Raw genomic sequence first — 25,587 nt, 5'->3', positions numbered from 1 at the left:
CGTAGCAGGGGAGGTGTCACAGGTTTGGTAAGCAATGAATTCATCGTCAGCCTAGACATTGGAACATCCAAAGTACGCGTCATGATCGGCGAGATCAACAACGGTTCCATCAACATCATCGGCGTCGGACAATCACATTCAGAAGGCATCAAGAAGGGTGTGATTGTAGACATCGACCAAACCGTGCATGCCATCCGAGAAGCAGTTGATCATGCAGAGCGCATGGTTGGCGTTTCAATCGAAGAAGTGTATGTGGGGATCACTGGAAACCATATCGATCTGCATGAAACCCAAGGGGTTGTCGCTGTATCCAGCGAAGACCGTGAGATACGAGAAGAAGATATTCAACGCGTAATTCAGGCAGCGAAGGTCGTGGCTATTCCTCCAGACCGTGAAATCATCGAGGTAGTCCCGAAGGAGTACATCGTTGATGGACAAGGGAGCATCAAGGACCCGCGTGGGATGATTGGTGTCCGACTGGAAATGGAAGGGACCATTGTGACCGGGTTGAAAACGGTTGTACATAACATCGTTCGCTGTGCTCAACGAACCAATCTGCGTGTAGCTGGAATATTCTTGCAACCGCTTGCGGCTAGCACTGTTGCTCTATCCAAAGATGACAAAAACATGGGTGTCGTTCTTGTCGACATCGGTGCGGGTTCTACCACGATCGGTGTATTCGAGCAGGGTAAACTGGCAGCGACCACCGTGATCGGCATCGGTGGCGACCACATTACGAGCGATATTTCACTGGGACTGCGTACGCATACAGATGTTGCTGATCGTGTGAAAACCAAACACGGCTGTGCTCTAATTGACGAAGCATCCGAAGATGTGAAATTCAAGGTGAACCGAATTGGCAGCGAAGTCGAAAAACAATTTACGCAAGTGGATTTGGCCAATATTGTCGAGCCGCGCGCTGCGGAAATATTCCAATTAGTCGAGGATGCTGTATACAAATTGGGCTATCGCGACGAAATTGCTGGTGGCTATGTTCTTACGGGTGGTACCGTAGCTATGCCAGGCATGTTGGAATTGGCAAAAGAAGAATTGGACGCACCTGTTCGAATCGCGATTCCTGATTACATCGGAGTGCGAGATCCTGCCTACACCACCGGGGTAGGTTTGATTCAATATGCCTTGCAGTTGATGGAGCGCCGCAGCATTCGCGTCACCCCCTCATTCAAGGGTACTCAGAAGCAAAGCGTCTCGTCTTCCAAGCCAAAAGAAGGCGGCGGTTTGATGGAAAAAGTAAAAAACTGGTTTAGCGAATTTATTTAATGGAGTTCGCTTTGCCGAGGTTAACTACAATGACGAAGTTGGGGATCGATTCGTTCCATTGTGTTTAGTTGACAGGCTTCTGTAGCCACGAAGTTTTCTTATGTTGAATTGGGGAGGACTAGCAATATGCTGGAATTTGATATGGACTTGGAATCCTTTGCACGAATTAAAGTCATTGGTTGCGGGGGCGGAGGTAGCAACGCAGTAAACCGCATGATCGCAGGTGGAGTAAAGGGTGTGGAATTCATCACCCTGAACACCGATGCGCAAGCACTCCAGCTCTCTAGTGCAGATATCAAGCTGCAAATTGGGGAAAAGCTCACACGTGGACTTGGAGCAGGTGCGAATCCTGAGATCGGGAAAAAAGCGGCTGAAGAAAGCCGTGATTTGATTGAAAACGCCCTGCGTGGAGCTGACATGGTATTCGTAACTGCCGGTATGGGTGGAGGTACGGGTACAGGTGCAGCACCAGTTGTTGCAGAGATCGCCAAAGAAATGGGTGCTCTTACAGTTGGTGTAGTAACCCGTCCGTTCTCTTTTGAGGGTCGCAGACGTTCCCAGCACGGTGAGATCGGTATCGCTTCTCTGAAAGAAAAAGTAGACACACTGATCGTGATTCCTAACGACCGCCTTTTGGAAATCGTTGATAAGAATACACCAATGCTCGAAGCGTTCCGCGAAGTTGACAATGTACTGCGACAAGGGGTTCAAGGTATTTCCGACCTGATTGCGGTACCTGGACTGATCAACTTGGACTTCGCTGACGTGAAGACGATTATGACTGAGCGCGGTTCTGCTCTCATGGGAATCGGTGTAAGCAGCGGTGAAAATCGTGCGGCTGAAGCAGCTCGTCGTGCTATTTCCAGCCCACTGCTTGAGACTGCAATTGATGGTGCACGTGGTGTTCTCATGAACATCACAGGCGGTACCAACCTGAGCTTGTACGAGGTTAACGAAGCAGCAGATATCGTATCTTCTGCATCGGACCCAGATGTTAACATGATTTTCGGTGCGGTTATTAACGAGGATTTGAAAAATGAATTGGTCGTGACCGTGATTGCCACAGGCTTCGAGCATAGTCAACGCGCGACGGAAGCTCCTCGCCGTCAGCAACAGCCGATCAACACGCCTGGCAATCGTCCGACACCAGTTTCCAATACGAATAACAGCCGTGCGAAGGAAGAAGAGGAAGACAAGTCCTTCTTCTCCATGGGCAATCTGGATAATCTGGATATTCCAGCATTCCTGCGCAATCGCCGTCGCAACAAAAACTAAAGCGATAAACGACTGTCAAAAAGCCTTGTTCCCGTCAGTGGGGACAAGGCTTTTTTTCGTTGGTTGAAATGAAAAATGTTAGACAAAAAAACCAAAAAAACACCGTCAAGAATTGACAGACTTTACATACACATTGATATATACTGCTTTTACTGATAGAAGTCGTCCTACTATTTACCATTTTTGCTAGGACACATGCTTGCTGCCAAGTCGGTCAAAAGATGAGGGGGAGAGCAAGTGGTTGTGTATCTTGATATCATTCTACTCCTGAATGTGGCTATTGATACCTTGTTACTCTGGTTTACTGCTTATTTTCGCAAAGAGCGCATGGTGTGGTGGAGAATGATACTTGCCTCCTTGTTTGGCTCCGCGTATCTGGTCTTTTTCTTTTTTCCTGTGTTTTCTCCGATGTATCAATGGTGGGTCAAACTGCTCTTTTCCGTTATCATGCTGTGGATTGCTTTTGGGAACAGGAGGTTGTTGTCTTTTGCGCAAAACTTGATCATTTTTTACTTTGTTGCATTCGTATTTGGAGGGGGAGTGCTTGGGCTACAGTATTTTTTGGCGCCGCGCAATGAAATTGTGAATGGACTGGTTGTCACCCATAATGATGGGTTTGGCGTTGGTTTCAAGCCAACCTTGGGGATTGTCCTGATCGGATTTATCCTGATCTTTTTCCTCGGGAAAAAGAGCTACCGCGCGATCCAGGAACCGCGAAGAATCGAAACCTTTCTCGTCGATGTCGTCGTTACGTTGGCAGGGGAAAAAGTCATTTGCCGTGGACTTGTGGATACAGGAAACCAGCTTCACGAGCCGATTACACGCATACCCGTCATGATTATCGAGAATCGCATGTTCGCACATTTGCTTCCGCCGTCGCTTCTCCGACAAGCCGATGAAAACGGTGGAGTGTGGGAGAAGCTGGACGGATCTTGGGACCATTTGCCGCTGGAATGGCAGTCCCGGGTACGCTTGATTCCGTATCGCAGCGTTTCAAGGGGAATGGATTTTTTACTCGCAATCAAACCAGACCATGTCATGGTCGTACAAGACGGGGTTCGTTTTGAAACAGTACGGGTGCTAATCGGGCTTAACCCGATCCCATTGTCCGCTGACGGCAAGTATCAGGCCATCGTGCATCCAGCCATGATGGAAATCTATACAGAAGAAACAACCTTTATTCTCAAACAGGAGGGCTAATCATGTATGTAAAACTTCGCCTACAACTCCAATTGACCTGGTACCGAATCTTGCTATGGCTTGGTGTACGCGCCGAAGAAGTCTATTATATTGGCGGGAGTGAAGCATTGCCTCCACCGTTGACCAGGGACGAAGAGGAACTCTTGCTCGGACGACTGCCGTCTGGTGATCCGGCTGTCCGCGGTATGTTGATTGAACGCAATCTTCGTCTGGTCGTATACATCGCCCGCAAGTTTGAGAATACGGGGATTAACATTGAGGACTTGGTCAGCATTGGCACCATTGGCTTGATCAAGGCAGTGAACACATTTGATCCAGACAAGAACATCAAGCTGGCAACGTATGCTTCTCGTTGTATCGAAAACGAAATCCTCATGTATCTTCGACGGAATAATAAAATTCGTTCAGAGGTATCTTTTGATGAGCCGCTCAATATTGACTGGGATGGCAATGAGCTGTTGCTGTCAGATGTTTTAGGTACGGAGAATGACACGATCTATAAAAACATCGAGGACCAAGTGGATCGGAAGCTTCTGAAAAAGGCACTGGATAAGCTGTCTGACCGCGAGCGAATTATCATGGAGCTGCGCTTCGGCTTAGCCGGAGAAGAGGAAAAGACACAAAAGGATGTAGCAGATTTGTTGGGAATCTCACAGTCGTATATTTCGCGTTTGGAAAAGCGAATTATAAAACGGTTGCGAAAAGAATTCAACAAGATGGTCTAACGCATATTTTCCCAGTTGGGGGGGATACTGTTCCTAAACCGAAACAGATGGTGGTTTTTGCCACCTTCTTGGTCGGCTACGCGTCAGTTACGCGGCCTTTCAAGACAACCGGGTTAGGGACTTTTTTCTTGCTTCGAGGAGGGAAAGACGTGACGCGCAATAAGGTAGAGATATGCGGGGTAGATACCTCCAAGCTTCCGGTGTTGACAAACAAAGAGATGCGGGAATTGTTTGAGCGCCTGCAAAGTGGGGAGCTGGCTGCCCGCGAGAAGCTGGTCAACGGCAACTTGCGACTGGTGCTAAGCGTAATTCAACGGTTCAACAATCGCGGAGAGTTCGTGGATGACTTGTTTCAAGTGGGCTGCATCGGGTTGATGAAGGCGATCGACAACTTTGATCTCGGGCAAAACGTGAAGTTTTCCACGTATGCTGTACCGATGATCATCGGAGAAATTCGACGCTATTTACGGGACAACAATCCGATACGCGTTTCCCGCTCTTTGCGAGACATCGCGTACAAGGCCTTGCAGGTGCGTGACAATCTGACCAACAAACATTCGCGAGAGCCTACCATTATCGAGATTTCTCAGGAATTGAACGTAGCCAAAGAAGATGTCGTGTTTGCACTCGATGCGATCCAGGATCCGGTTTCATTGTTTGAACCGATTTATCAGGATGGCGGCGATCCGATTTACGTCATGGATCAGATTAGTGACGAGAAGAACAAAGATGTCACATGGGTAGAGGAAATTGCGCTCCGAGAGGGAATGCAGCGGCTAGGTGACCGAGAAAAAATGATATTATCCATGCGCTTTTACGAAGGAAAAACGCAGATGGAAGTAGCAGAGGAAATCGGCATTTCACAGGCGCAGGTCTCTCGATTAGAAAAAGCGGCCATTGCCCATATGCAAAAGCACGTGCAATCGTAATGAGAAACCACATAAGGTAACCCGGCGGTCTTGTACCGTTCGGGTTTTTTGTACGATCAAAAAGTAAGTTTTCTAATCGCCTTACTTTTTGGCAAACAAGCGGACATATTCCTCTTTGGACTCATATACTGAAAGTAACGGAGAAAAGTAGGTGAGGGACAATGGTAAAAATCTCTGACTTCCAGACCAAAGAAGTGGTAAATATTCTCGATGGGAAACGTCTTGGGCAAATTTCAGATTTGGAAATCGATCTGCGTCATGGGCGAGTGGAAGCCATTGTCGTACCAGGACCAGGCAAGTTTCTCGGCTTCTTTTCTGCCGGGAACGATTATGTCATTCCTTGGCGCAATATTGTGAAGATCGGGAAAGATGTGGTGCTTGTTCGGATGGAAGAAGCACTTAAAGTTGAAGTGAAAACTTCCGGTGGAGAAGAATACTAACGGGTAAAGGGAGAAAGGCATGGATAGCCTTTCTTTTCTTTTCGGCTATGGTATGATTAGCCATATGAGGTAGGTGACAACATGAGAGAACCATTTGTCAGGGTAGAGGATAAGTCAATCTTATCGTTAACAGAGTGGGAGCAACAATTTCCTGGATTAGTGGCGGGGTTTACCATTCGCGCAGGCGGGGAAAGTGAACAACCGTACGGGTCTTTTAATATGGGGCTGCATGTGGGTGATGAATCTGCGAACGTAGTAGCCAATAGACGCAAGCTGGCAGAACAAGTCGGGATGTCTTTTACGGCGTGGACATGCGCCGATCAAGTACACGGTAATCGGGTATGCCAGGTCACGGCTGGTGGTGCTGGAAAAGAAAGTCTGGAGGACGTTATATCTGCAACGGATGGTTTGTTTACCCTTGAAAAAGGGGTATTGCTGACCTCGTTTTATGCAGATTGTGTTCCACTCTATTTTCTGGATCCCCAATCAGGAGCAATCGGACTTGCGCACGCAGGCTGGAAGGGGACAGTGGGGCGTATTGCCGAGGAAATGGTGAAGGCAATGACGAAGCACTATCAGACAAATCCAGAGGACATACGCGTCGCGATTGGGCCATCCATTGGTGGCTGCTGCTATGAAGTCGACGAGCGAATCATGACGCAGGTACGCGATTGTGCAGCCCATTGGGAAAAAGCAGTCATCTCCTCCACAGGGGATCGGTATATGCTGGACCTTCGTCAGCTAAACACAGAGGTATTGCTCGAAGCAGGAATTTCTTCAGGGAATATTTTATCCACGGATTGGTGTACAAGCTGCAGAACAGACTTGTTTTTCTCTCATCGTAAGGAAGCAGGGATACAAGGGACTACCGGACGGATGGCTTCGTATATGGGCTGGAAGGAAAACGACTAGAAGAAAGGGAAGGGTTCGTTATGACCAAGGAACAAGAACTGTTAAAAGAACGACTGCAATCCATCGAAGCAAGAATTCAGGCTGCTTGCGATCGGGCGAACCGCAAACGTGAGGAAGTAAAAATTATTGCAGTAACCAAGTATGTCGATGCAGATGCCATTGGGGACTTGCTCGCTGTAGGCGTAGAGAATATCGGAGAAAATCGCTTGCAGGATGCCCTGCCCAAGCATCAGCTACACGGTGATAAAGGGATCTGGCATTTTATCGGGCACCTCCAGACGAACAAGGCAAAAGAAGTCGTAGGACGATTCCCGTACATTCATTCGCTGGACCGACTTTCTTTGGCAGAGGAACTGAATCGACGCGGTGAAGCGTTGGATCATGTCGTAAAATGCTTTTTGCAGATCAATATATCAGGCGAAGAGACAAAATTTGGGCTTAGTCCCAATGACGTATTGGCTTTTTTGCGCGAAACCAGTAATATGAAACATATAAGTATCGTCGGATTAATGACGATGGCGCCTGTTGTCGAAAATCATGAGGAAGCCAGACAGGTGTTCCGAGGCCTCTATGAGTGGAAGCAACGGATTAACGAAATGGCATTCCCGCACGCACAGGTGGAAGAGCTGTCTATGGGCATGTCTAGTGATTTTGAAGTGGCCATTGAAGAGGGAGCTACATATATTCGTCTGGGATCTGTATTGGTCAAGCCGGAGTAATGAAAAAACAAACCAGACCACTGAGTAAGAGAGGAGGAAGAGTATGGGTGTTATGAATAAATTGATGGGGTTTCTGGGGTTAGAAAACGAGGAATACATCGAAGAGACAACAACGGTTGAAGAGGAAAGAGAAGGGCAAGAATCCACGAACAAGCGCCAGCCGATGAGTCGAGCAAATAACGTGGTACCGTTTCAAGCACGGGAAAAGGAGGGAATCCGTTTGATTCTCTGTGAACCCCGTCATTACAGCGACGCACAGGATATCGCTGATAACCTGCGTCATCGGAGACCGGTTGTGGTCAACCTTCATCGTGTAGAAAAAGACCAAGCGAAAAGAATTATTGATTTTTTGAGTGGGACGGTCTACGCGCTGAACGGCGATATTCAAAAGGTCGGGGACACAATCTTCGTATGCACGCCTGACCATGTAGATATTCAGGGTACGATCTCCAGTGTATTGGAAGAGTAGCCAACTAAGACAAATGTAGAAGGGTGAGCCAATGAGTGTCGTTTTTAACATTTTAGACTTTGCTTTTATGGTTTATCAATTCATGATTATTGCTTACATCTTGATGTCATGGGTTCCTCAAATGAGGGATACGGGCATCGGACAGTTACTGGAAAGACTGGTTGAGCCTTACTTGGCACCGTTTCGCCGGTTTATCCCACCGCTCGGCTTTATCGATATCTCCCCTATTGTCGCATTGATTGCATTGCGTTTTGCCTATGCTGGACTGGATGCCATCCTGAGGCAAATCCTGTAGGCGAGTGAGACGATGAGCATATTTGACCATTTTTCAAAAGAAGAACGTCCCTTTGTTGAACGGGCGCTGGAAATGCTGACGCAAGTAGAGCGGAAGCAGGCCATGCGCCTTACTGATTTTGTAGACCCTAGGCAATTAATGATGTTTCAGAGCCTATCTTCACAGGTAAGAGATGTGAAGATTTCTCCTTATGGAGGCTACGAGGGTGCCGAGCGTGTTCGTATCATCATTCATCCGGAATACCTTCCTGCCGAGCCTGAGGATTATTGCCTTACCTTATTGGCAATCAAGGCTGATCAGCGCTTTCATGTGCTGGAGCATCGAGATGTAATGGGGGCGATGCTAGGTGCTGGAATGAAGCGGGAGAAATTCGGGGATATGCTGACAGATTCAGCTGGCAGCTACGCGATTGTAGCAGAGGAAGTTGCTGATTTTGTTTGTGCGCAGGTGACGCAAATTCATCGGACATCTGTCCAGTTCGAGCGGATAAAATGGGAGGCGTTTACACCGCCTGCACCCAATTTTGTAGAGAAAACGATCACTGTGCCATCACCGCGAATTGACGCGATCATTGGAGAAGTACATAATATGTCCCGCGCAAAAGCGCTGGTGCCAATCCGAGCGGGAAAAGTAAAAATCAACTGGAAAGTAATCGAAGACCCATCTTATCAACTCCAGATGGGGGACATGGTTTCACTTGCTGGCTACGGGCGGTTCAAGATTCTTGAGGTAGCAGGTCCAACACGCAGCGGAAGACTTCGCATGATTGTCGGACTGGTTACATAAGATGGACGAAGGCGCAAAAAATTGTAAAATACGGCAGGAAACACTGCTAATCCTGTCGAAATGATTGTAAACGAATTATCGGGAGAAGTGGGGGGTTCATGTGCCATTAACGCCGTTGGATATACATAATAAGGAATTCAGCACAGGCTTTCGTGGGTATAACATTGACGAAGTGAACGAATTTCTCGATCAGGTGATCAAAGATTTTGAGCTCTTGATAAAAGAGAAAAAAGAACAGGAAGAGCGCGTAGCCATTTTGAATGAGCGCGTAGATTACTATAAGAGCTTGGAAGAAAATTTGAGCAAGTCGATTCTGGTGGCGCAGGAGACAGCAGAGGACGTAAAGTCGAATGCACGCAAGGAAGCGCAGCTCATCTTAAAAGAAGCCGAGAAAAATGCAGACCGAATCGTCAATGAAGCGCTGGCGAAGTCCCGCAAAATTGCAATCGAAATCGAAGAACTAAAGAAACGCGCTTCTGTTTACCGCATGCGCTTCCGTACGCTTTTGGAGGCACAGCTGGAAATGTTGGAGAATGGCGATTGGGATAATATTGAACAGCCACAGGCAGATTCGGCTGTCACCGTTGAATAAATCATTGACGTTCGACCAATGATGGTACTATAATGAAAAACAACTTTTTCGAAATAGGCACTTATACAAATCATAGACGATGAACGGGAAGAGTATGTGAGTCAGCACTGCTTAGAGAGTCGGGAAATGGTGAAAACCCGGCCAGTTGCTTTCGCAGAAAATCACCCGGGAGTTCAAAATCCGAAAGCCTTAAACAGGTGAGTAAGTGAGCGCGTCATTCCCGTTACGAATGAGTGAAGTGGAACGAATCCGATTGCAGATTTTTGCCGTACGGGTTTGTTCAATCAGGGTGGTACCACGGGAGCTTTCTCTCGTCCCTTTTATGGGATGAGTGAAGGCTTTTATTTATTTAAGGAGTGAATCAGGCCATGGATTACAGCAAAACCTTAGCGCTACCAAAAACAGATTTCCCCATGCGCGGAAATTTGCCAAGCCGCGAGCCACAGATGCAAGCGGTATGGGAAGAGCAAAATATTTATCAACAAGTGTTAGATCGTACGAAAGACCGCCCGTCTTTTGTCTTGCATGATGGCCCTCCGTATGCGAATGGAGACATCCATATCGGTCACGCACTGAACAAAATCCTCAAGGACTTTATCGTTCGCTACAAATCCATGGCAGGCTTTTATGCGCCGTACATCCCAGGTTGGGATACACATGGTTTGCCGATTGAGCAAGCGATTATCAATGCACAAGGGCTGGATCGTCGCAGTATCGAAGTGAACGATTTCCGCCAGCGCTGTGAAGAGTATGCTTGGTCCTATATCGACAAGCAACGCGATCAATTCAAGCGTCTGGGTGTTCGCGGCGATTGGGAAAATCCTTATGTGACACTCCTGCCTGAGTATGAAGCCAACCAAATTCGCGTATTCGGCGAAATGGCGAAGAAGGGCTATATTTATAAAGGTCTGCGCTGCGTGTACTGGTCTCCGTCTTCTGAGACGGCTCTGGCTGACGCAGAAATCGAATACAAAGACAAGCGCTCTCCTTCTATTTACGTCAGCTTCCAGGTAGCAGATGGAAAAGGCAAGCTGGACACAGAAACAGGCGTAGTCATCTGGACAACGACTCCGTGGACATTGCCAGCAAACCTCGCAATCAGCTTGAACCCTGAACTCGAGTACAACGTAGTGAAGGTAGATGGCCGCAAATTCCTGGTCGCAAACGGTCTGATTGAAGCCGCGAGCAAAGAAATTGGCTGGGAAGGCGTAGAGATTCTCGCGACCTTTAAAGGTCAAGATCTGGAAGGCGTAGAGACGCAGCATCCGTTCTACGATCGCAAGTCTCCACTCATTCTGGGTGAGCATGTAACCCTGGATGCAGGTACTGGTTGCGTTCATACTGCTCCTGGACACGGGGAAGACGACTTCAGCGTGGGTCAAAAATACAATTTGGGTGTACTTTGCCCAGTCGATCACGAAGGTAAAATGACCAGCGAGGCACCAGGCTTTGAAGGTTTGTTCTATGAAGATGCGAACAAAGTGATAACGGAAAAGCTGAAAGAAAACGGAGCACTCCTGAAGCTCAATTTCTTCACGCACTCCTACCCGCATGACTGGCGTACGAAAAAACCGGTAATCTATCGCGCGACAGAGCAATGGTTCGCGTCTATCGACGGATTCCGTGAGCAAATGCTCGAAGCGATTAAAAATGTAAAATGGATTCCGCATTGGGGAGAAACTCGTCTGGCAAACATGATTGCGGATCGTGGCGACTGGTGCATTTCCCGTCAGCGTGTATGGGGTGTACCGATTCCAATCTTCTTTTGCAAATCGTGTAATGAAGCGATCATTAACGACACGACGATCAACCATGTCGCTGATCTGTTCCGCAAAGAAGGATCGAAAGTATGGTTCTCCCGTGAAGCGAATGAGCTGGTTCCGGAAGGGCTTTCTTGCACCAAATGCGATTGCAAGGATTTCCGCAAAGAAACGGACATTATGGACGTTTGGTTCGACTCCGGTTCCAGCCACCAGGCTGTTTTGCGCGAAAGAGGAATTGCTTGGCCGGCTGATATGTATCTGGAAGGCTCTGACCAGTATCGTGGCTGGTTCAACTCTTCTCTCTCGACGGGTGTGGCTGTGTATGGCACAGCTCCTTACAAATCCGTCCTGAGTCACGGCTTTGCATTGGATGGAGAAGGACGCAAAATGTCCAAATCCCTCGGTAACGTTATCGTGCCTCAACAAGTGATTGACAAGATGGGCGCAGATATCTTGCGTCTGTGGGTAGCTTCTGTTGATTACCAGGCAGATGTGCGCATTTCCGATGCGATTTTGAACCAAATCGCTGAAGTGTACCGCAAAATCCGCAATACGTTCCGCTTCCTGTTGGGTAACCTGGATGGATTTAATCCAGCAACAGACCGCGTAGCGTATGAAGAGCTGGGTGAGCTGGACCGTTACGTTCTGGCGAAAGCAGCAAAAGTCGCGAAGCGTACACACAAAGCGTACGATGAATATCAGTTCCATACCGTTTTCCATGCCGTTCACAACTTCTGCGTCATTGATTTGTCCGCGTTCTATCTGGACATCTGCAAGGATCGTCTGTATGTAGAAGCGCCAGATAGTTTGAAACGACGTGCTGCCCAAACGGTGATGTACGATTGCTTACTCAGTCTGGTGAAGCTGGTTGCTCCATTGTTGCCGCATACAGCAGATGAGGTGTGGGCGTTCATTCTAGGTGTGGAAGAGAAGAGTGTGCAGCTCACAGATATGCCAGAAGGCGACGAGCAACATCTCAGCTTTGCAGCAGAAGCAGAGAGCAAATGGGATGCGTTCCTGGCGATCCGAGACGAGGTTCTCAAAGCTATGGAAGAAGCGCGCCGCAACAAGGTGTTCGGTAACTCTGTTGATGCGAAGCTGGCTCTGTACCCACAAACGGAAGAAGTTGCGAAAACATTGGCAGCAATGGACGATCTGGCTGACCTGTTCATCGTGGCTCATGTGGATGTACACAGCGGGTCTGCTCCAGCAGAAGCAGTACAACTCGAAGGAATTGCTGCTGTGGTCTCTGCCGCAGACGGTGGAAAATGCGAGCGTTGCCGTGTAGTGAAACCTGATGTTGGCACTCGCGAGTCTCATGCGTCGCTCTGCGTACGTTGCGCAGATATCGTAGAACAACACTACGCACATGTAACAGAATAAGAAACAATCGATTAACCTGTCATTCCTATTGGGGATGGCAGGTTTTTTCTGTGAAAAACATCTCGACGTTTTTCATAAAAGTGGATATGCGCGCATGTATGCCAACAAAACGGTTATGACCGTTTTGTTGGTCATATTTCCTGCGGGACGAAGACATACTACCTGTTGAGGAAACCAAACAAAGGTGGTGTACAGCGTGGACCAAAAGATGGTGGCCAGCTTCCGGGAAAAGCTGCTGGAACAGAAAAAAGAACTGGAAGACCGCGTACAGGACCATTATGGCATGAGAGAACCAATGACAACCTCTTTGCAAGAGTTTGCCATGTACGATAATCATCCGGCAGATATCGGCAGTGAGATGTTTGAGCGGGAAAAAGATCTGGCCCTAGACAGTCTCGATCGTGAGTCATTAAAAGAGATTGATCAGGCTCTGATGCGCATGGAGGAAGGCACCTACGGCCTGTGTACGGTCTGTGGAGAGCAAATACCCGTGGAGCGACTGGAAGCACTGCCTCAGGCACAAACGTGCAAGGAGCATGCACCAGCGCCGTCAGTCAATGAGTCTCGTCCGATTGAAGAACAGTTTTTACAGCCACCGTTTGGACGTACGTCTTTGGATGAAAAAGAGGGACAGAACGGATTTGATGGTGAGGATGCTTGGCAAATTGTCGAGTCATGGGGCACATCGAGCACTCCCTTCTCGTACCAGGAACCCGACAAAACAGATTACGACGAAATGTATATCGAGAGCAATGAGCCGGATGGCTTTGTCGAAGCAGTGGAGGAAATCGGTTATACCGATATTGAAGGCTATCATGGACCGGACAGTGTGCATTTTATGAGAAGCGGGACGTATGAGGAGTACATGAGAAAAGGAGAAGGGAAAGGAAATTTTCTCTCCTATGACGATTATGAGGGAGAGCAGGCAGAACGAGAGGGAATGGATGACTACTCATGATCAGGTAGCCGACTCTGACCTGCAAATTGAGCGCGTAGAAACGTATCCGCTTTTTCACCGTCTATCGCAAGCTTACGGAGATGCGAATGGGTATAAGCGTTATCGAACCAGCTATCTCATTCGGATTATCACACGGTCTGGAATAGATGGCTGGGGAGAAATTATCGATTGGCTACCGACGCTCCATAAGGGATTTTGTGAGCGTATCATTCCATACTTGTTGGGTAAGCAGGTGGATAATAGAGTTGCCATTGTCGATGTCATCGGAAAGTGGCATCAGCGATTGGCTTCAGGTGTCAGTATGGCACTTACGGAAATTTTGGCGAAAGCGGCGGGGCTATCTGTGTGTCAACTATGGGGAGGTCAGATTCATGCTGGCATCCCGGTATATGCCTCCCTCCAATCCTACCGTGAAACAGAAGACTGGATGCAACAGTCATGGAAGCAAGTCAGCCAGCAAGTCGACGACGGATTCAAGATGGTTAAAGTGAAGATTGGCGGTCGGTCTGTCCAAGAGGATCAGAAGCACATCGAAAAACTGATGAATATGCTCCCCGAAGAAGTTCAAGTAGCGGTAGATGCCAATCAGAGCTACGACTGTGCGACTGCACGGAAGTGGGAGGCGCTTTTTTCCCGTTATGGCAATTGGCTTTGGTTGGAGGAGCCGATGCCCATGGATCGTACAAACGAGTATGTCAAGCTTCGTTCGTCATTATCCATCCCGCTTGCTGGCGGAGAAAACCTGATCCGCTGCGCACAGTTTTTGCCCTTGTATGAGGGAGGCGCCATCGATATTGCACAGCCGGACCTGATGCATACGGGAGGTATTGATGATTATCGAACACATCTGCAAATGGCTCGTCAGTTTGGTTATCGCGTGTCTCCGCATTCCTTTGATGGCTCGCTGGCACGATTGTATACGTTTTTTGCACAAGCTTGCTTGCTAGCATGGACCAAGATGGATAGCAATCCGATTGAGCCTGTCGAATGGGACGTCATGGAGAATCCCTTTACACAATTGTTTCCGCTGCGACCCATAAATGGCGAAGTGACGCTTCCTGCTGGTGTCGGAATTGGCGTCGAGCCTGACTGGGAGATTATTAACGCGATGCGCTGGGACGGTAGCGCTTATGCGTAAGACAAGGAGTTTCGTATGGCACAAAATGCGAAAAACCTGATTGGGCTTGTCGGGGTTCCATTAGTTATGGTACTGGGCAACTCGATGCTGATCCCTGTACTGCCTACAATGAAAACGGAAATGAAGCTCACCGCCTTACAGACGAGCTTGTTGATCACCGCTTTTTCGATTGCAGCAGGTATTGTGATCCCTTTTGCCGGTTATTTGTCAGATCGATTTGGGAGAAAAATTGTCATTATCTTTTCCCTTGCCGTGTACGGTCTGGGTGGTTTGGTCGCAGGGCTTTCAGCGCTGTGGTTGGATCAACCCTATATGGCCATAATGGGAGGGCGTGTCTTGCAGGGAATGGGGGCCGCCGGGACAGCCCCCATCGCGATGGCATTGGTAGGGGATCTGTTCGATGGCGCTTCGGAGAGTAGGGCATTGGGGCTCTTGGAGACATCAAATGGAATGGGAAAAGTATTAAGTCCGATTATTGGCTCCTTACTTGCTCTCCTATCTTGGTACATGGTCTTTTTAGCTTTTCCGATTATTTGCGGAGTCGTCCTCCTGATGTTTTTATTTCTGACCAAAGAAAAGAAACAGGATAGGAAGCCGCTCCCCGTCAAGCAGTACATGCATTCGATCGCGCAAGTGTTTAAGCAGCATGGAAAATGGCTTGTCCCCGCGTTTTTTATTGGGAGCATCTGCCTATTCACGTTGTTTGGCGTACTTTTTTACCTGTCTGATTTATTGGAAGAAAAATACAAGATTGATGGTGTCATCAAAGGCTTTTTTTTGGCGATTCCCTTGCTCGTAATGAGTATTGCGGCATATTTGACTGGAATCATCATCCAAAAGAAGCTGAAGCTGATGCGGCTGTTTGTGATTATTGGCATGTTCTTGCTGGCTACGTCTTATATATTGGCCAGCTTTGTCAAAGGGGCTTATGTCCTGATTGGCATTTTGGTCATCGGCAGCGTGGGGACGGGGATGATTTTACCTTGCTTGAACTCGATGATCGTTGGGGCTGTACAAAAAACAGAGCGGGGCATGATTACTTCTTTGTATAGCGGTGTCCGTTTTATCGGTGTTGCGATCGGCCCGCCTATTTTTACCTGGTTGCTCGGTATTTCGCGAACGGTCATGTTTATGTCCATCGCAGGTTTATCACTCGTTTTCGCTGTGGTTGCGATCTTTTTCTTGAAGCCCAAGCAGGTCGAGCAGCAAGGACAGGGGGCAAAAGACAACGAGACGCAAGCGTGGCGGCAAATATCTGAGGTACTGGGAATTGAACCAGAGACGGTACATGAGGTACAACGTGAGAGAGCCATCGAAAAGTATGGCTTTGATCCAAATGAGCTGGTCAAGCGTGTGTTGTCGGGGAAAAAGGAAAAGGAAAAACAATAAACAGGCTGTCTCTGTCGGGTATTCTCACCGGTGGCAATGTCGGGGAGCGACAGGGACGAGCCTGTTTATGATGGTTAGAACTCAGCGAAAGGATGACGTAAAGCTCGTTCGAGTGTGAGCGGATACACATCATCTTGCAGAATGCGGCTAAACTCTTGATTGCCTTTTACATCTCGGGGGATATCCCCAAACACAATGGTTGCAAGCACGTCAGAGCCGCTTGGCTGGTTTGTATAGTGTGCTACCTTTGCGATATAGATGTCTTTTCGCATCGAGTCGTCGATAGTGTACTGTCCGATGCGCTCAATTCCTTCCAGTATGGCGCCGGTTTCTTCATAGACTTCACGAACTGCTGCTGCCAGACTGTTTTCACCCGCTTCTACTTTTCCCCCTGGTAGCTCCACACCGCGTGTGCGATGGCGCGTAAATAACAGCTTCCCTTGATAAAAAGCGAAGATCAGCACGTGACCTGCTTCATGGTTCCGATACTCTTCGGGGGAAAATGTTAGCTTGACAGGTAAGCCGAAATCGTCGAAAAAAGCGTACATGCAAAGCGCTCCTTCTCTCTACAGGCTCATTGATCGGTTGTTTTGAATTTGCAAGGAAATATGCTTGACCGCCTTCATCGCTTGACCAACTGCCAGAGACAGACTAGCATAAGCGGCTCCGTTGCTCACGTCTCCGACTGCGTATATCCATGGAGAGTGGACTCGTTGATTCGAATCCGTTTGCAAATAGTCATCGCCAAATGTGTCCAAGCCTTCGAGACCAGCTGTATTTCCATGAACACCAATTCGTGGCAGGATCCAATCCACTGCGATCGTCTGTGGATTGCCAGCGCGCGTGGAGGTGAGTGTCAGAATAGTCCGTGCCTCCTCCTCCTGATAATCACTTACTTGCGTTTCCCACAGGACATGGATGTTGGGTAGGCCTGTGATTTTCTTTTGCCATTCGGGACGAGCACGCCACCCACTGCTCCGAACCAACAGATAGACTTGTCGGGCATGGAAGCTCAAATTTGCTGCACTCTCTAATGCACGATCTCCTCCGCCAATAACAGCAATATCTTGCCCTGCGATTGTGTGTGCCTGGGTGGTTGTAGAGAACCAAGGCGTCAGGACGTTCGGACAATCAGAAAGGGCGGGTATTTCATTCCAGCCAACTCCTGTGGCGATGAGTAAATAGTCGACACGATAGACGGATTTCGAAGTGATCACCTGATTTGTTACCCGATCAATGGAAAGAATGGCTTCGTTCAATCGTATGTTTTGCTGCTGGATGAAAGGATGTGCGCGCAGTTCCTTTACAATGGCAGCTCCCTGGTCATATACAAGGGGCGGAAAGTCGGTAATCTCGTTGTAAATGTGATGCAGTTGTCCGCCGAGTCGATCCGTTTTTTCGATAAGAAGATAAGAAAGACCTAATCGTTGGCACCATATTGCGGCGGACAACCCTGCGATGCCGCCACCTGCGATCAGCACCTGTATGTGTTCCACTCTCAAGTCCCTCCGATTCCCTCATTCATCTATCTGATTTTCCTCAGTTTTAGACTACCTGTTTCGATTCGCAAGTGCAAGAACTCTCATGGAAAACAGATCGCGATGAATCGGCAGGATTCTACATTTTTCCGACATATTGTGGTAAAATGGGACATGGTTTTCCAGAATATATCGAAAAATCAATCACCCTAAGCACTGTGGACCCTGCGATTCTAAAAAGGAGTGAACCAAACGTGCAAGCCAAGAATGACAAGCCTCAAGCTCCTGCAAAACAGCCGCGTAAACGGATTAAGCGTGGTAAGAGAAGCAAGCGGATGTATCTGCTCTTGGCGGGTTGCTTATTCCTCTGTTTGTTAGCGATAGGAGCAGGCTTCGCCCTTAACAAATTAAACCAGACACTGGACGTAGTTACGGTAGACCCGTACAAACTACCGGATCAACCTGTTGTAGAAAAGCCGTACGAACAAAAGAAATCAATCGGCTTTGTCATCGTCGGGGTGGATACGCGCAAAAACATCGGCATGTTGAACACGGATGTCTTGGTCGTAGCGGTCGCCAATCCGGTTACGCAAAAGCTGAGCATGGTATCCTTGCCCCGTGATACACGCGTGCAAATCCCAGGATATCCAGGCTATCACAAGGTCAATGAAGTATTTGCATTAGGGGAAAATAACAGGAAAGATGCAGAAATGAAAGGGAAGCCTGTTACAGAGAATGGCATGACGATGCTCAAAAAAACATTGAATCACATGCTGGGGATCTCTGTCGAGCATTACGTGCAGCTTGATTTTGAAGGCTTCACAGCGGTCATTGACAAGCTGGGTGGCATTACGGTTGACGTAGATCGCGATCTCGTATACGAATTGCCGAAGCAGGGTGTCTACCGCAATTTGAAAAAAGGGAAACAAGTATTGAACGGAGAGCAGGCTCTTGGCTTCGTTCGTCATCGCATCGACAGACGCGGAGACGCTTACAACTCGAGCGACTTCGATCGCAATCGCAGACAGCAGCAGGTGATTCGTGCCGTAGCAGAAAAGAGCATGTCCATGGATGGATTATCGAGTTTGACAGCTGTGCTGGATACCGTTGGTCAGCATATCAAAACCGATCTCTCGAAAGACCAAATCAAAGGATTGGCACTCGATTTCGCCAGCTTTTCGTCAAGCAACATGATTACTTTGGATAATGGGGCGATCTGGAGCTCTCCGTATTCCTTGTGGCCGAGGGAGAACATGCAAGCCGTACGAACTGCCTTGCTAAAAGAAGTGGGCGTAACAGAATCGAGTGATCAGCTCAGCGATGCCGCTGTAGCGGAAGTAGCCAAGGTCGAAATGAGAACGGAGAAGAGGTCGCCAGCTCCGAACCCGAAGCCCACGACAGGACCAAAAGAGCAGCCAAAAACACAAAAACCAGCAACACCACCACCCAATCCTGCTACAGAACCAACACAGGAGCCTGTAACGTCAGATGGCAATAGCGAACCCAATTCTGAACCGACCGATAGTAACATGCCACCACCAGATATTTTGGCCCCGCCTGCACCGGTGACAGATAGCGCTGACATCGGGCAAACTGGATGATCTTGAGCACACCCCCCAGGCAAACGTACATATTCTATCGTACAAAGACAGTCTTGCCTGTGCAGGGAAGGGAGTGCGGAGATTATGAAAAACTTGCAAGAGACCATGAAGCAATTGCAAAAAGCATCCGAAAGTTTGTCCAAGCTGGGCTTTGACCCAGATCATCCGTGGAAAGCATTGAGCCAGATGGGGCAGGTGCTGGATACAAGCTTTTGGGAGAATATCGCGACGCTCAATAAACAAACAGCCCAAAAGACGGCCGCAACAGCGGCGCCAAATGTACCACCCGTGAAAAAAGGGAAAAAAAAGCCGAAGGAAAGACCGATGCGTTTCGAGCAGGTAGACGATCCGCATTTTTCTCCGGCCACGGATATCTTCCAATCAGAGCAGATGGTCATTGTCTCCTGTGAACTGCCGGGCTTCGAGCGTGATAGCTTGGAGATTACCCTCTCCGACCAACGTTGGTTGGAGGTCAAAGGGAGCATCAAAGAAAGTGAGCACCGGGGGCTTCGTTCACAAGGGGAGAGAAGCTACGGCCCCTTTTCTCGCAAGCTGGCTCTACCGGTTCCCGTCAGTTCAAAAGGGATGAAGGCCCAGTATCAGGATGGTTTGTTAGAAATCTATTTGTTGCGTGACGGAGCTGCGAACGAACGAAAAACAACGTTTAAAGCGAGTTTGTAAAAGGAGGGGGCCCTGTGCCTCCTTTTTTGAATCTTTTTTAGACCAAATAAAAACAGTGTCAATGATAAGACATTAACACTGCAGGAATTAGATGTTCCCAAACATCGGTTGATCGACGACATTGGGGTCCAATGTATTGGTAGCGTTGACACCGTTGAGCGTATTAACGATGTTACCTGTGTTGCCGCCTCCTGAACCGGAGAATGTCTTGGCAGCAGTTTTGGGAGATATGTTAAGCGTGTCACCGAAGTTTACTGTACCCGAATTACTATTGATATTGACAGCTCCAATGACAGAAGGCACAGCCTATCCCCTCCCTCCATTGTTTGGCTCTTCTTGGAAAATGTGACGAATATTGACGACACGCGTTTCAAGTGTAATAGACTCGTTGGAACCAATATGGACGACGGACGCACCTGCTAAGAAAGGGACTTTCACTTTTCGGACGAAAATGTGCGGACAGTCGTGAAACGTATCGATGCAAAGCGGTTCTGAGTGACTAGGGGGAGTCAAAGGAACCGAAAAGACAGAGAAATCCTCGAACATAAATTCATTTTCATAAAAGATGGCGTGTTCGCGTTGAACGGCTAAAATGTTTGCGACAGCATCAATCTGCCGGGAATCACCTATTTGCAGAACAGATGAGGTATCGACCGAGATGACATCCAGCTTATGGACATGACTGGTTCTTCGGTACATGGTGACAACCCTCCTTATGAAGCAGGCAGTGCAGTATCAATAGGGATCGTAGCACCTACAATCATTTTTTCGGGTGGGGTTTCATAAATCGCTCTGAGGTCTACCGTCTGTGTGTCGCCAATAAACAAGGCAGCGGCAGAAGAAAGAGCAGCGACGGAGACCTTCTTTACACAAATGGCTTCGTTTATCACTTGATACCTCATCATGGTTCGTTCACCTCACGAGGTAAATTTTTCACGAACGTTTCGCAGGTCTTGTTGATATCCCGTTTGACTTTTTGGGCTGTTTTTTGTACGAAAACATCGAGCTGCTCTGGTTCCAGTTCATCCGTAGGCAGCTCACCGAGATAATACTTAATCCGCTGATCAATCTGCTTTTTAATGTCATCGAGGATAAAGGCCCGATAATTGTCATCGAGTGGATAGTTGCACTCAGTTTCGATTTTTTCAAGAACGCGGTAGGCATCTGTCTCCAAGTACTGATAAATTTCCTTCTGGACACGGTCAAAAAGTGGAGCATTGCTTTGGTGCGGATTAGGGATGTCCATCGATTGATTGATGGAAAAATCACCGATTCCAGCATCATTTCCTTTCGGGTTTAAGCCGATATTGAGTGTCCCTTCCAGTCGTTCAACCTTTAAGAGATCGAATTTGTACTCGTTCTTGATCACGGAAGGAATCTGTTTTTCCTTGAGATCATTTACATCTTGCTGCAGCTGTTCGAGCATTTGCTGCATCTTCTCGATCTCTTTGTTTTGTAGTTGTATATAGTCATGTAACTGTTGAAAATACTGCATCATTTCAGGGTCCATGTACATGACGACCATCCTTCTTCATCTAACTTACAGCGAATTAGCTGAGCCGTGAAAACAGACCAGGGCGTAAGGGAGAGGGCTGAACCAACGGAATGAGGGGCACGAATTCTTCCGAAGCGGTTGTGGGCTGTCGCCCCACCTGTGGAGCTGGCTCCGTGTATCCGCCGGTGTTGTACAGCTTGGATACGGGCTTGATAATCCCTGCGCTCCCTATTTGGCACACCGAAGAGTTACTGATACCTTCGATCTTGAGCGAATTGATTACGATGTGTTGCGTAACAAAAAAGTTCATGCGAGATCGCGTCCCTTTGCCCTGTAATCGTTCGTTTCTTCTACAAAAAGAGGTATGTCATTATCGGATTGTTCATTGACGTAGACGACGCTACGTGGAATTTTAAAGGACAGATTGGTGCCAGAATTGAATGAACCTCCACCCGCGAAGGTTTTGGCATAAGTGGTAGGTGCTATTTTACGGACGTCTCCGACATTGAAAACGCCGCCCACGTTGTTTACATTGATGACTCCAACGAATGCTGGCATGTTCGGCACATCCTTTTGGGAGAGATCCTCTCTGTATTGTATGTCGTAGGCCATTGGGTGTTCATACCTGTTTTTGCGACCGAACCAATGTGAGCAGCATACGATGTATGGATAGGCGCGAGTTTTAGGAAAAGGAGAAAAAGTTCTATGAATATGAAGGTGACGAACAAAAAAATAGACGTCGGTGATTTCAGCTTTGGTGGAGTGTCGCAGTCGTCGATTGTGCTGATCGGTGACACCGATGTCCTGTCCTGCTACTCTATTTTTGATACGCCGCCACATACCGTGATTTATTCACCCCAGGTTCCTATTCAGCCGTTAGATCTTGGTTTGCGAAGAGGGTAGTGGTGTTTATTACGTGTTCGTGTATTTGGTCTGATAGTGGCTGAGAGCCAGTAACGGCCAAATCCAACGATAGCTGTGATAAGCAAAGTAAGTGCCGCCAGGACGTCCCCCGCCAGTCGGATAGCGAGTCGTCCAATCATTTGTTTGATTGTGAGTGATCAAATAATGAATCCCTCGTTGAAGTTCTGCGGTCGGCTTTGATGACACAGCTATGAGTGCATCGATTGCCCAGGCCGTTTGCGAGGGAGTGCTTGCTCCGAGGGGGACGTACGTTTTTTTCTGGTCACTCTGGCAAGATTCGCCCCAGCCACCGTCGGGATTTTGGTTGGCAACCAGCCACGCAACCGCTTTTTCGATGGCGGGATCGGTAGGGGAAAAGCCAACCGCCATCAGTCCGGTAATCGCAGCCCATGTGCCGTATAGGTAAGCAATTCCCCAGCGTCCATACCAAGAGCCGTTTGCTTCTTGATGTTTAAGAAGCCAGCGGACTCCTTTTTCTACATGGGGGTCAGTCAATGTACGTCCGGCATAATTTCCGAGGAACTCTAATGTCCTCCCTGTCAAATCGGCAGAGGACGGATCTGTACTGACGGTATCGGCTCCTTCGATCGGCAGAAGGCGAATGAAATCAGCATCTGTGTTTCGTTCAAAAGCAGGCCAGCCCCCGTCATCGTTTTGCATGGACAATAGCCACTCGTGACCTCGATTCCAAGCGGCTGCTACTGTTATATCCGTACGAGCGAGCAGGCGCAGAGAGCGCAGAGCAGCCGTCGTATCATCAATATCCGGGTTCATGGTGTTGTAGTCTGAAAAGCCCCAACCGCCAGGCTTTCCTTTTGGATTGCGGATTTTCCAGTCACCGTACGTATGCTGCTGCTTTTGGAGAAGGTAGCGGTTTGCTTTTTGAATCGCGGGATGTGCGGAAGAAAGTCCGCTTTTTTGCAGAGAAGAAGCCAAGAGTGCAGTGTCCCAGACGGCTGAGGTAGCTAGCTGCAAGTGTGCGCCGTTTTCATAATCGAAGACACTATTCGTAAGCCCCTGCATCGCTTTTTGGATGAGAGGGTCTTTTGGAGAATAACCGCGAGCGAGCAGCGCAACTATCATGAAAAAGGTGGAGGTCGAATAATTGTACAGGGTACCGTCCGGTTCGATTCGCGCCAGGATGTATTGTTCTAGCCGCCTTAGGGCGAGCTTGTGTAACTGTCCAGGTAAAAAGGGGAGACGCTGCAAGGAATCGTGGATAGTGGCGAGGAACGATTGCCCCTCCTTGAGGAAATTCTCTAGGAATCGATGCGGATAAAGACCGCGAGAGATCGGTGTATCTGCGTATAGATCGGACAAGTCTGGTGCATTATCAGGCTTTTTTACATATTTGCGATCAGCCACAATCATCATGGGAGCAAGATGGACACGTGCGTATCCGACAAAATCGTAAAAGCTGAGAGGGAAGCTCGGGGGCAATAGAGCAATCTCGACGGGAACCAGAAAATGCGAGGGCCACTGATATTGGCCTGTCACGGCTGTAGCAAATTTAGTCAGCATGTTCGCTTGTGTCAGCCCACCCTTTTCCAAAATAAACGAACGAGCCAGAGCCATTCTCGGTTCGTTCTTTGCGTATTTGCCTGATAACAGTAGCGCGTAATACGAATCAATCGTAGTAGACAGATTGCCTTCGTGCTCGTCAGGATACAGCTTCCAGGCACCATTATCGTGTTGGAGAGACGTGATGTGGGCAGTGAGCTTCTCCATCAAACGCTCATCATGAATGCCAAGGGTGCGCAATAGGATGATCATGTGAGAATCTGTCATCGGTGAGCTTTCCAAACAAAAGCGCCAAGTGCCATCCTCTTGTTGGCGCTGCAACAAAAAGGCTTGAATACGGCTGATTTCTTGCTGGACTTCGCGCAACTCATTCACCTCCCGATAAAATACGGCGCATAAGGAAGAGAGGGGGAAGAGCATCAATGGGTTTGCCGTGGTACCAATACGCATCTCGTTTGCCGCTGGCCATGCATCTCCAAAAGGCTCGCACGGCATCATCAACACCACTGAAGGACCAAGATCGGAGGACTGTAGAGCAAATCAGGCAGGAGGCGCTCGCCCACAACCGTGACAACATAGATAGAACGCGCGCCTATTTATCGTTTTATCAAAAGCATCCACAAATTCATTGGGCGTTATTGGCACATCTCGTATCGCGCAATGCAGGATGGAATATGACCGATTTGCAGGGAGAATTATTGCCTCGCTTGCTTCGGACAAAAGAACAGCAGGATTATTTCTCTTTTTTGGAGAGGGGAAATTGGCTGATTTTTCACGATGCGTACCCTCAATTGTTACTGTATGAGGAAAGTGTCAGGCGACAGACCAACCTTTTTTATTTACTGCCTCATCTGGGCGTCTCTACTTTCATGCAGGCGATCTGGAATCATTTCTGGAAAACCGACGACAAACAGCTGCTCGCCATCGGATTGATCATCAATGAACAAAACTACTTGGAAGATCAGATCATGAAAGACTCGGCCTATCAAAATTCAGTGGTCCGCACAATCCCGTTTGCCCTACAGGAGCTTTTGAATCTGAATCTGATCTTGCTTCCTTATAAAGGGGCGGGCTCTTTACAGCTCACGGGTGAGCGGGTGTTTCATTTTGCCTCATTGCCAGAGAGAATCAGCTTGGGAAAAAGGCTGTACAGTCTGCTGTTCGGGGGTACGAATAGGCAGGAGGTATCGTACGCTTGGGCATTGCAACAGCCACACACAGGTTCGCGAAAAGATTATTGGCCCCATCTTTTTCACGATGTGAATGATATAGCGCCTGGCAAGCCTTATCAGGTAAAACTAATGAACTGTCAGCTGCGATCAGGGGCAAAGCGGCTGTTTTCCCCAACGCTGCGTCAAGTGTGGAAGCCTATCCACCATGAGCTGCCAAAGGAGTTGGATTGGTATAAAAACAAGAGCGTCGAATGGCGCGTGCTGAATCAAGCGGAGGAGACAGCTAATGCTGCCGAGATGAGTGAGGCATATTGTCAGGCGTTGTCAAAAATCGAATGGGCCGTCGTAGCCAGAACGAGAATACTGGGCTAACTTGTAGTAAAATAGAGAGGAATCCAGAACGTTAGCCCGATTCTTGACAGGTTAGTGGTCTTTATTAATTCGATGAAAATGATCATGGC

29 protein-coding genes and 1 other annotated feature are annotated in these 25,587 nt (G+C 48.3%); of the genes, 20 read left to right on the top strand and 9 right to left on the bottom strand.

Annotated elements, in window-relative coordinates; all coding sequences use genetic code 11:
• Nucleotides 1-24: 24 nt before the first annotated feature.
• The 16 genes from ftsA (at nucleotide 25) to ACFYU8_RS07845 (ending at nucleotide 16,254) form a co-directional block, all read left to right on the top strand.
• Complete coding sequence (gene ftsA / locus ACFYU8_RS07920) at nucleotides 25-1,281, top strand: cell division protein FtsA (protein ID WP_390294221.1); 1,257 nt, start codon at nucleotides 25-27, stop codon at nucleotides 1,279-1,281.
• 126 nt (nucleotides 1,282-1,407) lie between these two features.
• Nucleotides 1,408-2,556 (top strand): cell division protein FtsZ, encoded by a 1,149-nt coding sequence (gene ftsZ, locus ACFYU8_RS07915; RefSeq protein ID WP_390294223.1) that lies wholly within the window; start codon nucleotides 1,408-1,410, stop codon nucleotides 2,554-2,556.
• A 237-nt stretch (nucleotides 2,557-2,793) separates the two neighbouring features.
• Nucleotides 2,794-3,756 carry a sigma-E processing peptidase SpoIIGA gene (spoIIGA, locus tag ACFYU8_RS07910; protein WP_390294225.1) on the top strand — a complete coding sequence of 321 codons (963 nt, stop codon included), beginning with the start codon at nucleotides 2,794-2,796 and terminating at the stop codon, nucleotides 3,754-3,756.
• Between the two features lie 2 nt (nucleotides 3,757-3,758).
• Nucleotides 3,759-4,481, top strand: coding sequence for an RNA polymerase sporulation sigma factor SigE (sigE, locus tag ACFYU8_RS07905; RefSeq protein ID WP_390294227.1), 723 nt, complete (start codon nucleotides 3,759-3,761; stop codon nucleotides 4,479-4,481).
• A gap of 149 nt (nucleotides 4,482-4,630) precedes the next feature.
• The gene (sigG, locus tag ACFYU8_RS07900) at nucleotides 4,631-5,410 is read left to right on the top strand and encodes an RNA polymerase sporulation sigma factor SigG (protein ID WP_007717728.1); all 780 of its coding nucleotides are present in this window, start codon (nucleotides 4,631-4,633) and stop codon (nucleotides 5,408-5,410) included.
• 161 nt (nucleotides 5,411-5,571) lie between these two features.
• A complete protein-coding gene (locus ACFYU8_RS07895; RefSeq protein ID WP_017249551.1) occupies nucleotides 5,572-5,850 on the top strand; it encodes a YlmC/YmxH family sporulation protein in 279 nt (92 codons plus the stop codon).
• Between the two features lie 81 nt (nucleotides 5,851-5,931).
• On the top strand, nucleotides 5,932-6,762 hold the full coding sequence (gene pgeF, locus ACFYU8_RS07890; RefSeq protein WP_390294229.1) for a peptidoglycan editing factor PgeF: 831 nt from the start codon (nucleotides 5,932-5,934) through the stop codon (nucleotides 6,760-6,762).
• Between the two features lie 20 nt (nucleotides 6,763-6,782).
• Nucleotides 6,783-7,481 carry a YggS family pyridoxal phosphate-dependent enzyme gene (locus ACFYU8_RS07885; RefSeq protein ID WP_390294231.1) on the top strand — a complete coding sequence of 233 codons (699 nt, stop codon included), beginning with the start codon at nucleotides 6,783-6,785 and terminating at the stop codon, nucleotides 7,479-7,481.
• A 43-nt stretch (nucleotides 7,482-7,524) separates the two neighbouring features.
• The gene (locus ACFYU8_RS07880) at nucleotides 7,525-7,950 is read left to right on the top strand and encodes a cell division protein SepF (protein ID WP_390294233.1); all 426 of its coding nucleotides are present in this window, start codon (nucleotides 7,525-7,527) and stop codon (nucleotides 7,948-7,950) included.
• 31 nt (nucleotides 7,951-7,981) lie between these two features.
• Complete coding sequence (locus ACFYU8_RS07875; protein ID WP_390294235.1) at nucleotides 7,982-8,245, top strand: YggT family protein; 264 nt, start codon at nucleotides 7,982-7,984, stop codon at nucleotides 8,243-8,245.
• Nucleotides 8,246-8,257: 12 nt separating this feature from the next.
• Nucleotides 8,258-9,031, top strand: coding sequence for a YlmH family RNA-binding protein (locus tag ACFYU8_RS07870; RefSeq protein WP_390294237.1), 774 nt, complete (start codon nucleotides 8,258-8,260; stop codon nucleotides 9,029-9,031).
• Nucleotides 9,032-9,131: 100 nt separating this feature from the next.
• On the top strand, nucleotides 9,132-9,623 hold the full coding sequence (locus tag ACFYU8_RS07865) for a DivIVA domain-containing protein (protein ID WP_144614106.1): 492 nt from the start codon (nucleotides 9,132-9,134) through the stop codon (nucleotides 9,621-9,623).
• A gap of 70 nt (nucleotides 9,624-9,693) precedes the next feature.
• Nucleotides 9,694-9,945, top strand: a binding site (T-box leader).
• A 46-nt stretch (nucleotides 9,946-9,991) separates the two neighbouring features.
• Nucleotides 9,992-12,769, top strand: coding sequence for an isoleucine--tRNA ligase (gene ileS, locus ACFYU8_RS07860; protein WP_390294239.1), 2,778 nt, complete (start codon nucleotides 9,992-9,994; stop codon nucleotides 12,767-12,769).
• Between the two features lie 184 nt (nucleotides 12,770-12,953).
• Nucleotides 12,954-13,727: a TraR/DksA C4-type zinc finger protein gene (locus tag ACFYU8_RS07855; protein ID WP_390294241.1), complete on the top strand. Its 774-nt coding sequence runs from the start codon at nucleotides 12,954-12,956 to the stop codon at nucleotides 13,725-13,727.
• The gene (locus ACFYU8_RS07850; RefSeq protein ID WP_390294243.1) at nucleotides 13,714-14,865 is read left to right on the top strand and encodes a mandelate racemase/muconate lactonizing enzyme family protein; all 1,152 of its coding nucleotides are present in this window, start codon (nucleotides 13,714-13,716) and stop codon (nucleotides 14,863-14,865) included. Before ACFYU8_RS07855 ends, ACFYU8_RS07850 begins: the two co-directional genes overlap by 14 nt.
• A gap of 15 nt (nucleotides 14,866-14,880) precedes the next feature.
• Nucleotides 14,881-16,254 carry an MFS transporter gene (locus tag ACFYU8_RS07845; protein ID WP_390294245.1) on the top strand — a complete coding sequence of 458 codons (1,374 nt, stop codon included), beginning with the start codon at nucleotides 14,881-14,883 and terminating at the stop codon, nucleotides 16,252-16,254.
• A gap of 74 nt (nucleotides 16,255-16,328) precedes the next feature.
• Here the strand turns inward: ACFYU8_RS07845 and ACFYU8_RS07840 are convergent, their stop codons facing one another.
• On the bottom strand, nucleotides 16,329-16,802 hold the full coding sequence (locus tag ACFYU8_RS07840; RefSeq protein ID WP_390294247.1) for an NUDIX domain-containing protein: 474 nt from the start codon (nucleotides 16,800-16,802) through the stop codon (nucleotides 16,329-16,331).
• A gap of 18 nt (nucleotides 16,803-16,820) precedes the next feature.
• Nucleotides 16,821-17,750 (bottom strand): NAD(P)/FAD-dependent oxidoreductase, encoded by a 930-nt coding sequence (locus ACFYU8_RS07835; protein WP_390294249.1) that lies wholly within the window; start codon nucleotides 17,748-17,750, stop codon nucleotides 16,821-16,823.
• 236 nt (nucleotides 17,751-17,986) lie between these two features.
• Here ACFYU8_RS07835 and ACFYU8_RS07830 point away from each other — a divergent pair, with 236 nt between their 5' ends.
• Together ACFYU8_RS07830 and ACFYU8_RS07825 are read left to right on the top strand one after the other, a co-directional pair.
• Complete coding sequence (locus tag ACFYU8_RS07830) at nucleotides 17,987-19,333, top strand: LCP family protein (RefSeq protein ID WP_390294251.1); 1,347 nt, start codon at nucleotides 17,987-17,989, stop codon at nucleotides 19,331-19,333.
• An 84-nt stretch (nucleotides 19,334-19,417) separates the two neighbouring features.
• A complete protein-coding gene (locus ACFYU8_RS07825; RefSeq protein ID WP_390294253.1) occupies nucleotides 19,418-20,014 on the top strand; it encodes an Hsp20/alpha crystallin family protein in 597 nt (198 codons plus the stop codon).
• An 87-nt stretch (nucleotides 20,015-20,101) separates the two neighbouring features.
• Here ACFYU8_RS07825 and ACFYU8_RS07820 read toward each other — a convergent pair whose 3' ends face one another.
• The 6 genes from ACFYU8_RS07820 to ACFYU8_RS07795 are packed head-to-tail and all read right to left on the bottom strand — an operon-like array spanning nucleotide 20,102 to nucleotide 22,067.
• Nucleotides 20,102-20,317: a spore germination protein gene (locus ACFYU8_RS07820; RefSeq protein WP_390294255.1), complete on the bottom strand. Its 216-nt coding sequence runs from the start codon at nucleotides 20,315-20,317 to the stop codon at nucleotides 20,102-20,104.
• A 3-nt stretch (nucleotides 20,318-20,320) separates the two neighbouring features.
• Nucleotides 20,321-20,713 carry a spore germination protein GerPE gene (locus tag ACFYU8_RS07815; protein WP_390294257.1) on the bottom strand — a complete coding sequence of 131 codons (393 nt, stop codon included), beginning with the start codon at nucleotides 20,711-20,713 and terminating at the stop codon, nucleotides 20,321-20,323.
• Between the two features lie 14 nt (nucleotides 20,714-20,727).
• Nucleotides 20,728-20,919, bottom strand: a complete 192-nt coding sequence (locus ACFYU8_RS07810) for a spore gernimation protein (RefSeq protein WP_390294259.1) — start codon at nucleotides 20,917-20,919, stop codon at nucleotides 20,728-20,730.
• On the bottom strand, nucleotides 20,916-21,530 hold the full coding sequence (gerPC, locus tag ACFYU8_RS07805) for a spore germination protein GerPC (protein WP_390294261.1): 615 nt from the start codon (nucleotides 21,528-21,530) through the stop codon (nucleotides 20,916-20,918). Before gerPC ends, ACFYU8_RS07810 begins: the two co-directional genes overlap by 4 nt.
• A gap of 34 nt (nucleotides 21,531-21,564) precedes the next feature.
• Nucleotides 21,565-21,819 (bottom strand): spore germination protein GerPB, encoded by a 255-nt coding sequence (locus tag ACFYU8_RS07800; protein WP_390294263.1) that lies wholly within the window; start codon nucleotides 21,817-21,819, stop codon nucleotides 21,565-21,567.
• Nucleotides 21,816-22,067 carry a spore germination protein gene (locus tag ACFYU8_RS07795; protein WP_390294265.1) on the bottom strand — a complete coding sequence of 84 codons (252 nt, stop codon included), beginning with the start codon at nucleotides 22,065-22,067 and terminating at the stop codon, nucleotides 21,816-21,818. Before ACFYU8_RS07795 ends, ACFYU8_RS07800 begins: the two co-directional genes overlap by 4 nt.
• Before the next feature lie 147 nt (nucleotides 22,068-22,214).
• Between ACFYU8_RS07795 and ACFYU8_RS07790 the strand changes: the two genes are divergently transcribed.
• Nucleotides 22,215-22,412 carry a hypothetical protein gene (locus tag ACFYU8_RS07790; protein ID WP_390294267.1) on the top strand — a complete coding sequence of 66 codons (198 nt, stop codon included), beginning with the start codon at nucleotides 22,215-22,217 and terminating at the stop codon, nucleotides 22,410-22,412.
• Nucleotides 22,413-22,421: 9 nt separating this feature from the next.
• Here ACFYU8_RS07790 and shc read toward each other — a convergent pair whose 3' ends face one another.
• Nucleotides 22,422-24,404 carry a squalene--hopene cyclase gene (shc, locus tag ACFYU8_RS07785; RefSeq protein WP_390294269.1) on the bottom strand — a complete coding sequence of 661 codons (1,983 nt, stop codon included), beginning with the start codon at nucleotides 24,402-24,404 and terminating at the stop codon, nucleotides 22,422-22,424.
• Here shc and ACFYU8_RS07780 point away from each other — a divergent pair.
• On the top strand, nucleotides 24,377-25,498 hold the full coding sequence (locus ACFYU8_RS07780; protein ID WP_390294271.1) for a DUF2515 domain-containing protein: 1,122 nt from the start codon (nucleotides 24,377-24,379) through the stop codon (nucleotides 25,496-25,498). The two genes, shc and ACFYU8_RS07780, sit on opposite strands and share 28 nt — an antisense overlap.
• The last annotated feature ends 89 nt before the right edge of the window (nucleotides 25,499-25,587 follow it).

Origin of the sequence: Brevibacillus sp. NPDC003359 (assembly GCF_042878995.1) — a bacterium.
Lineage (GTDB): Bacteria > Bacillota > Bacilli > Brevibacillales > Brevibacillaceae > Brevibacillus.
The sequence above is the reverse complement of the archived record's forward strand: the minus strand, read 5'-3'. Positions and strand labels throughout refer to the sequence as shown.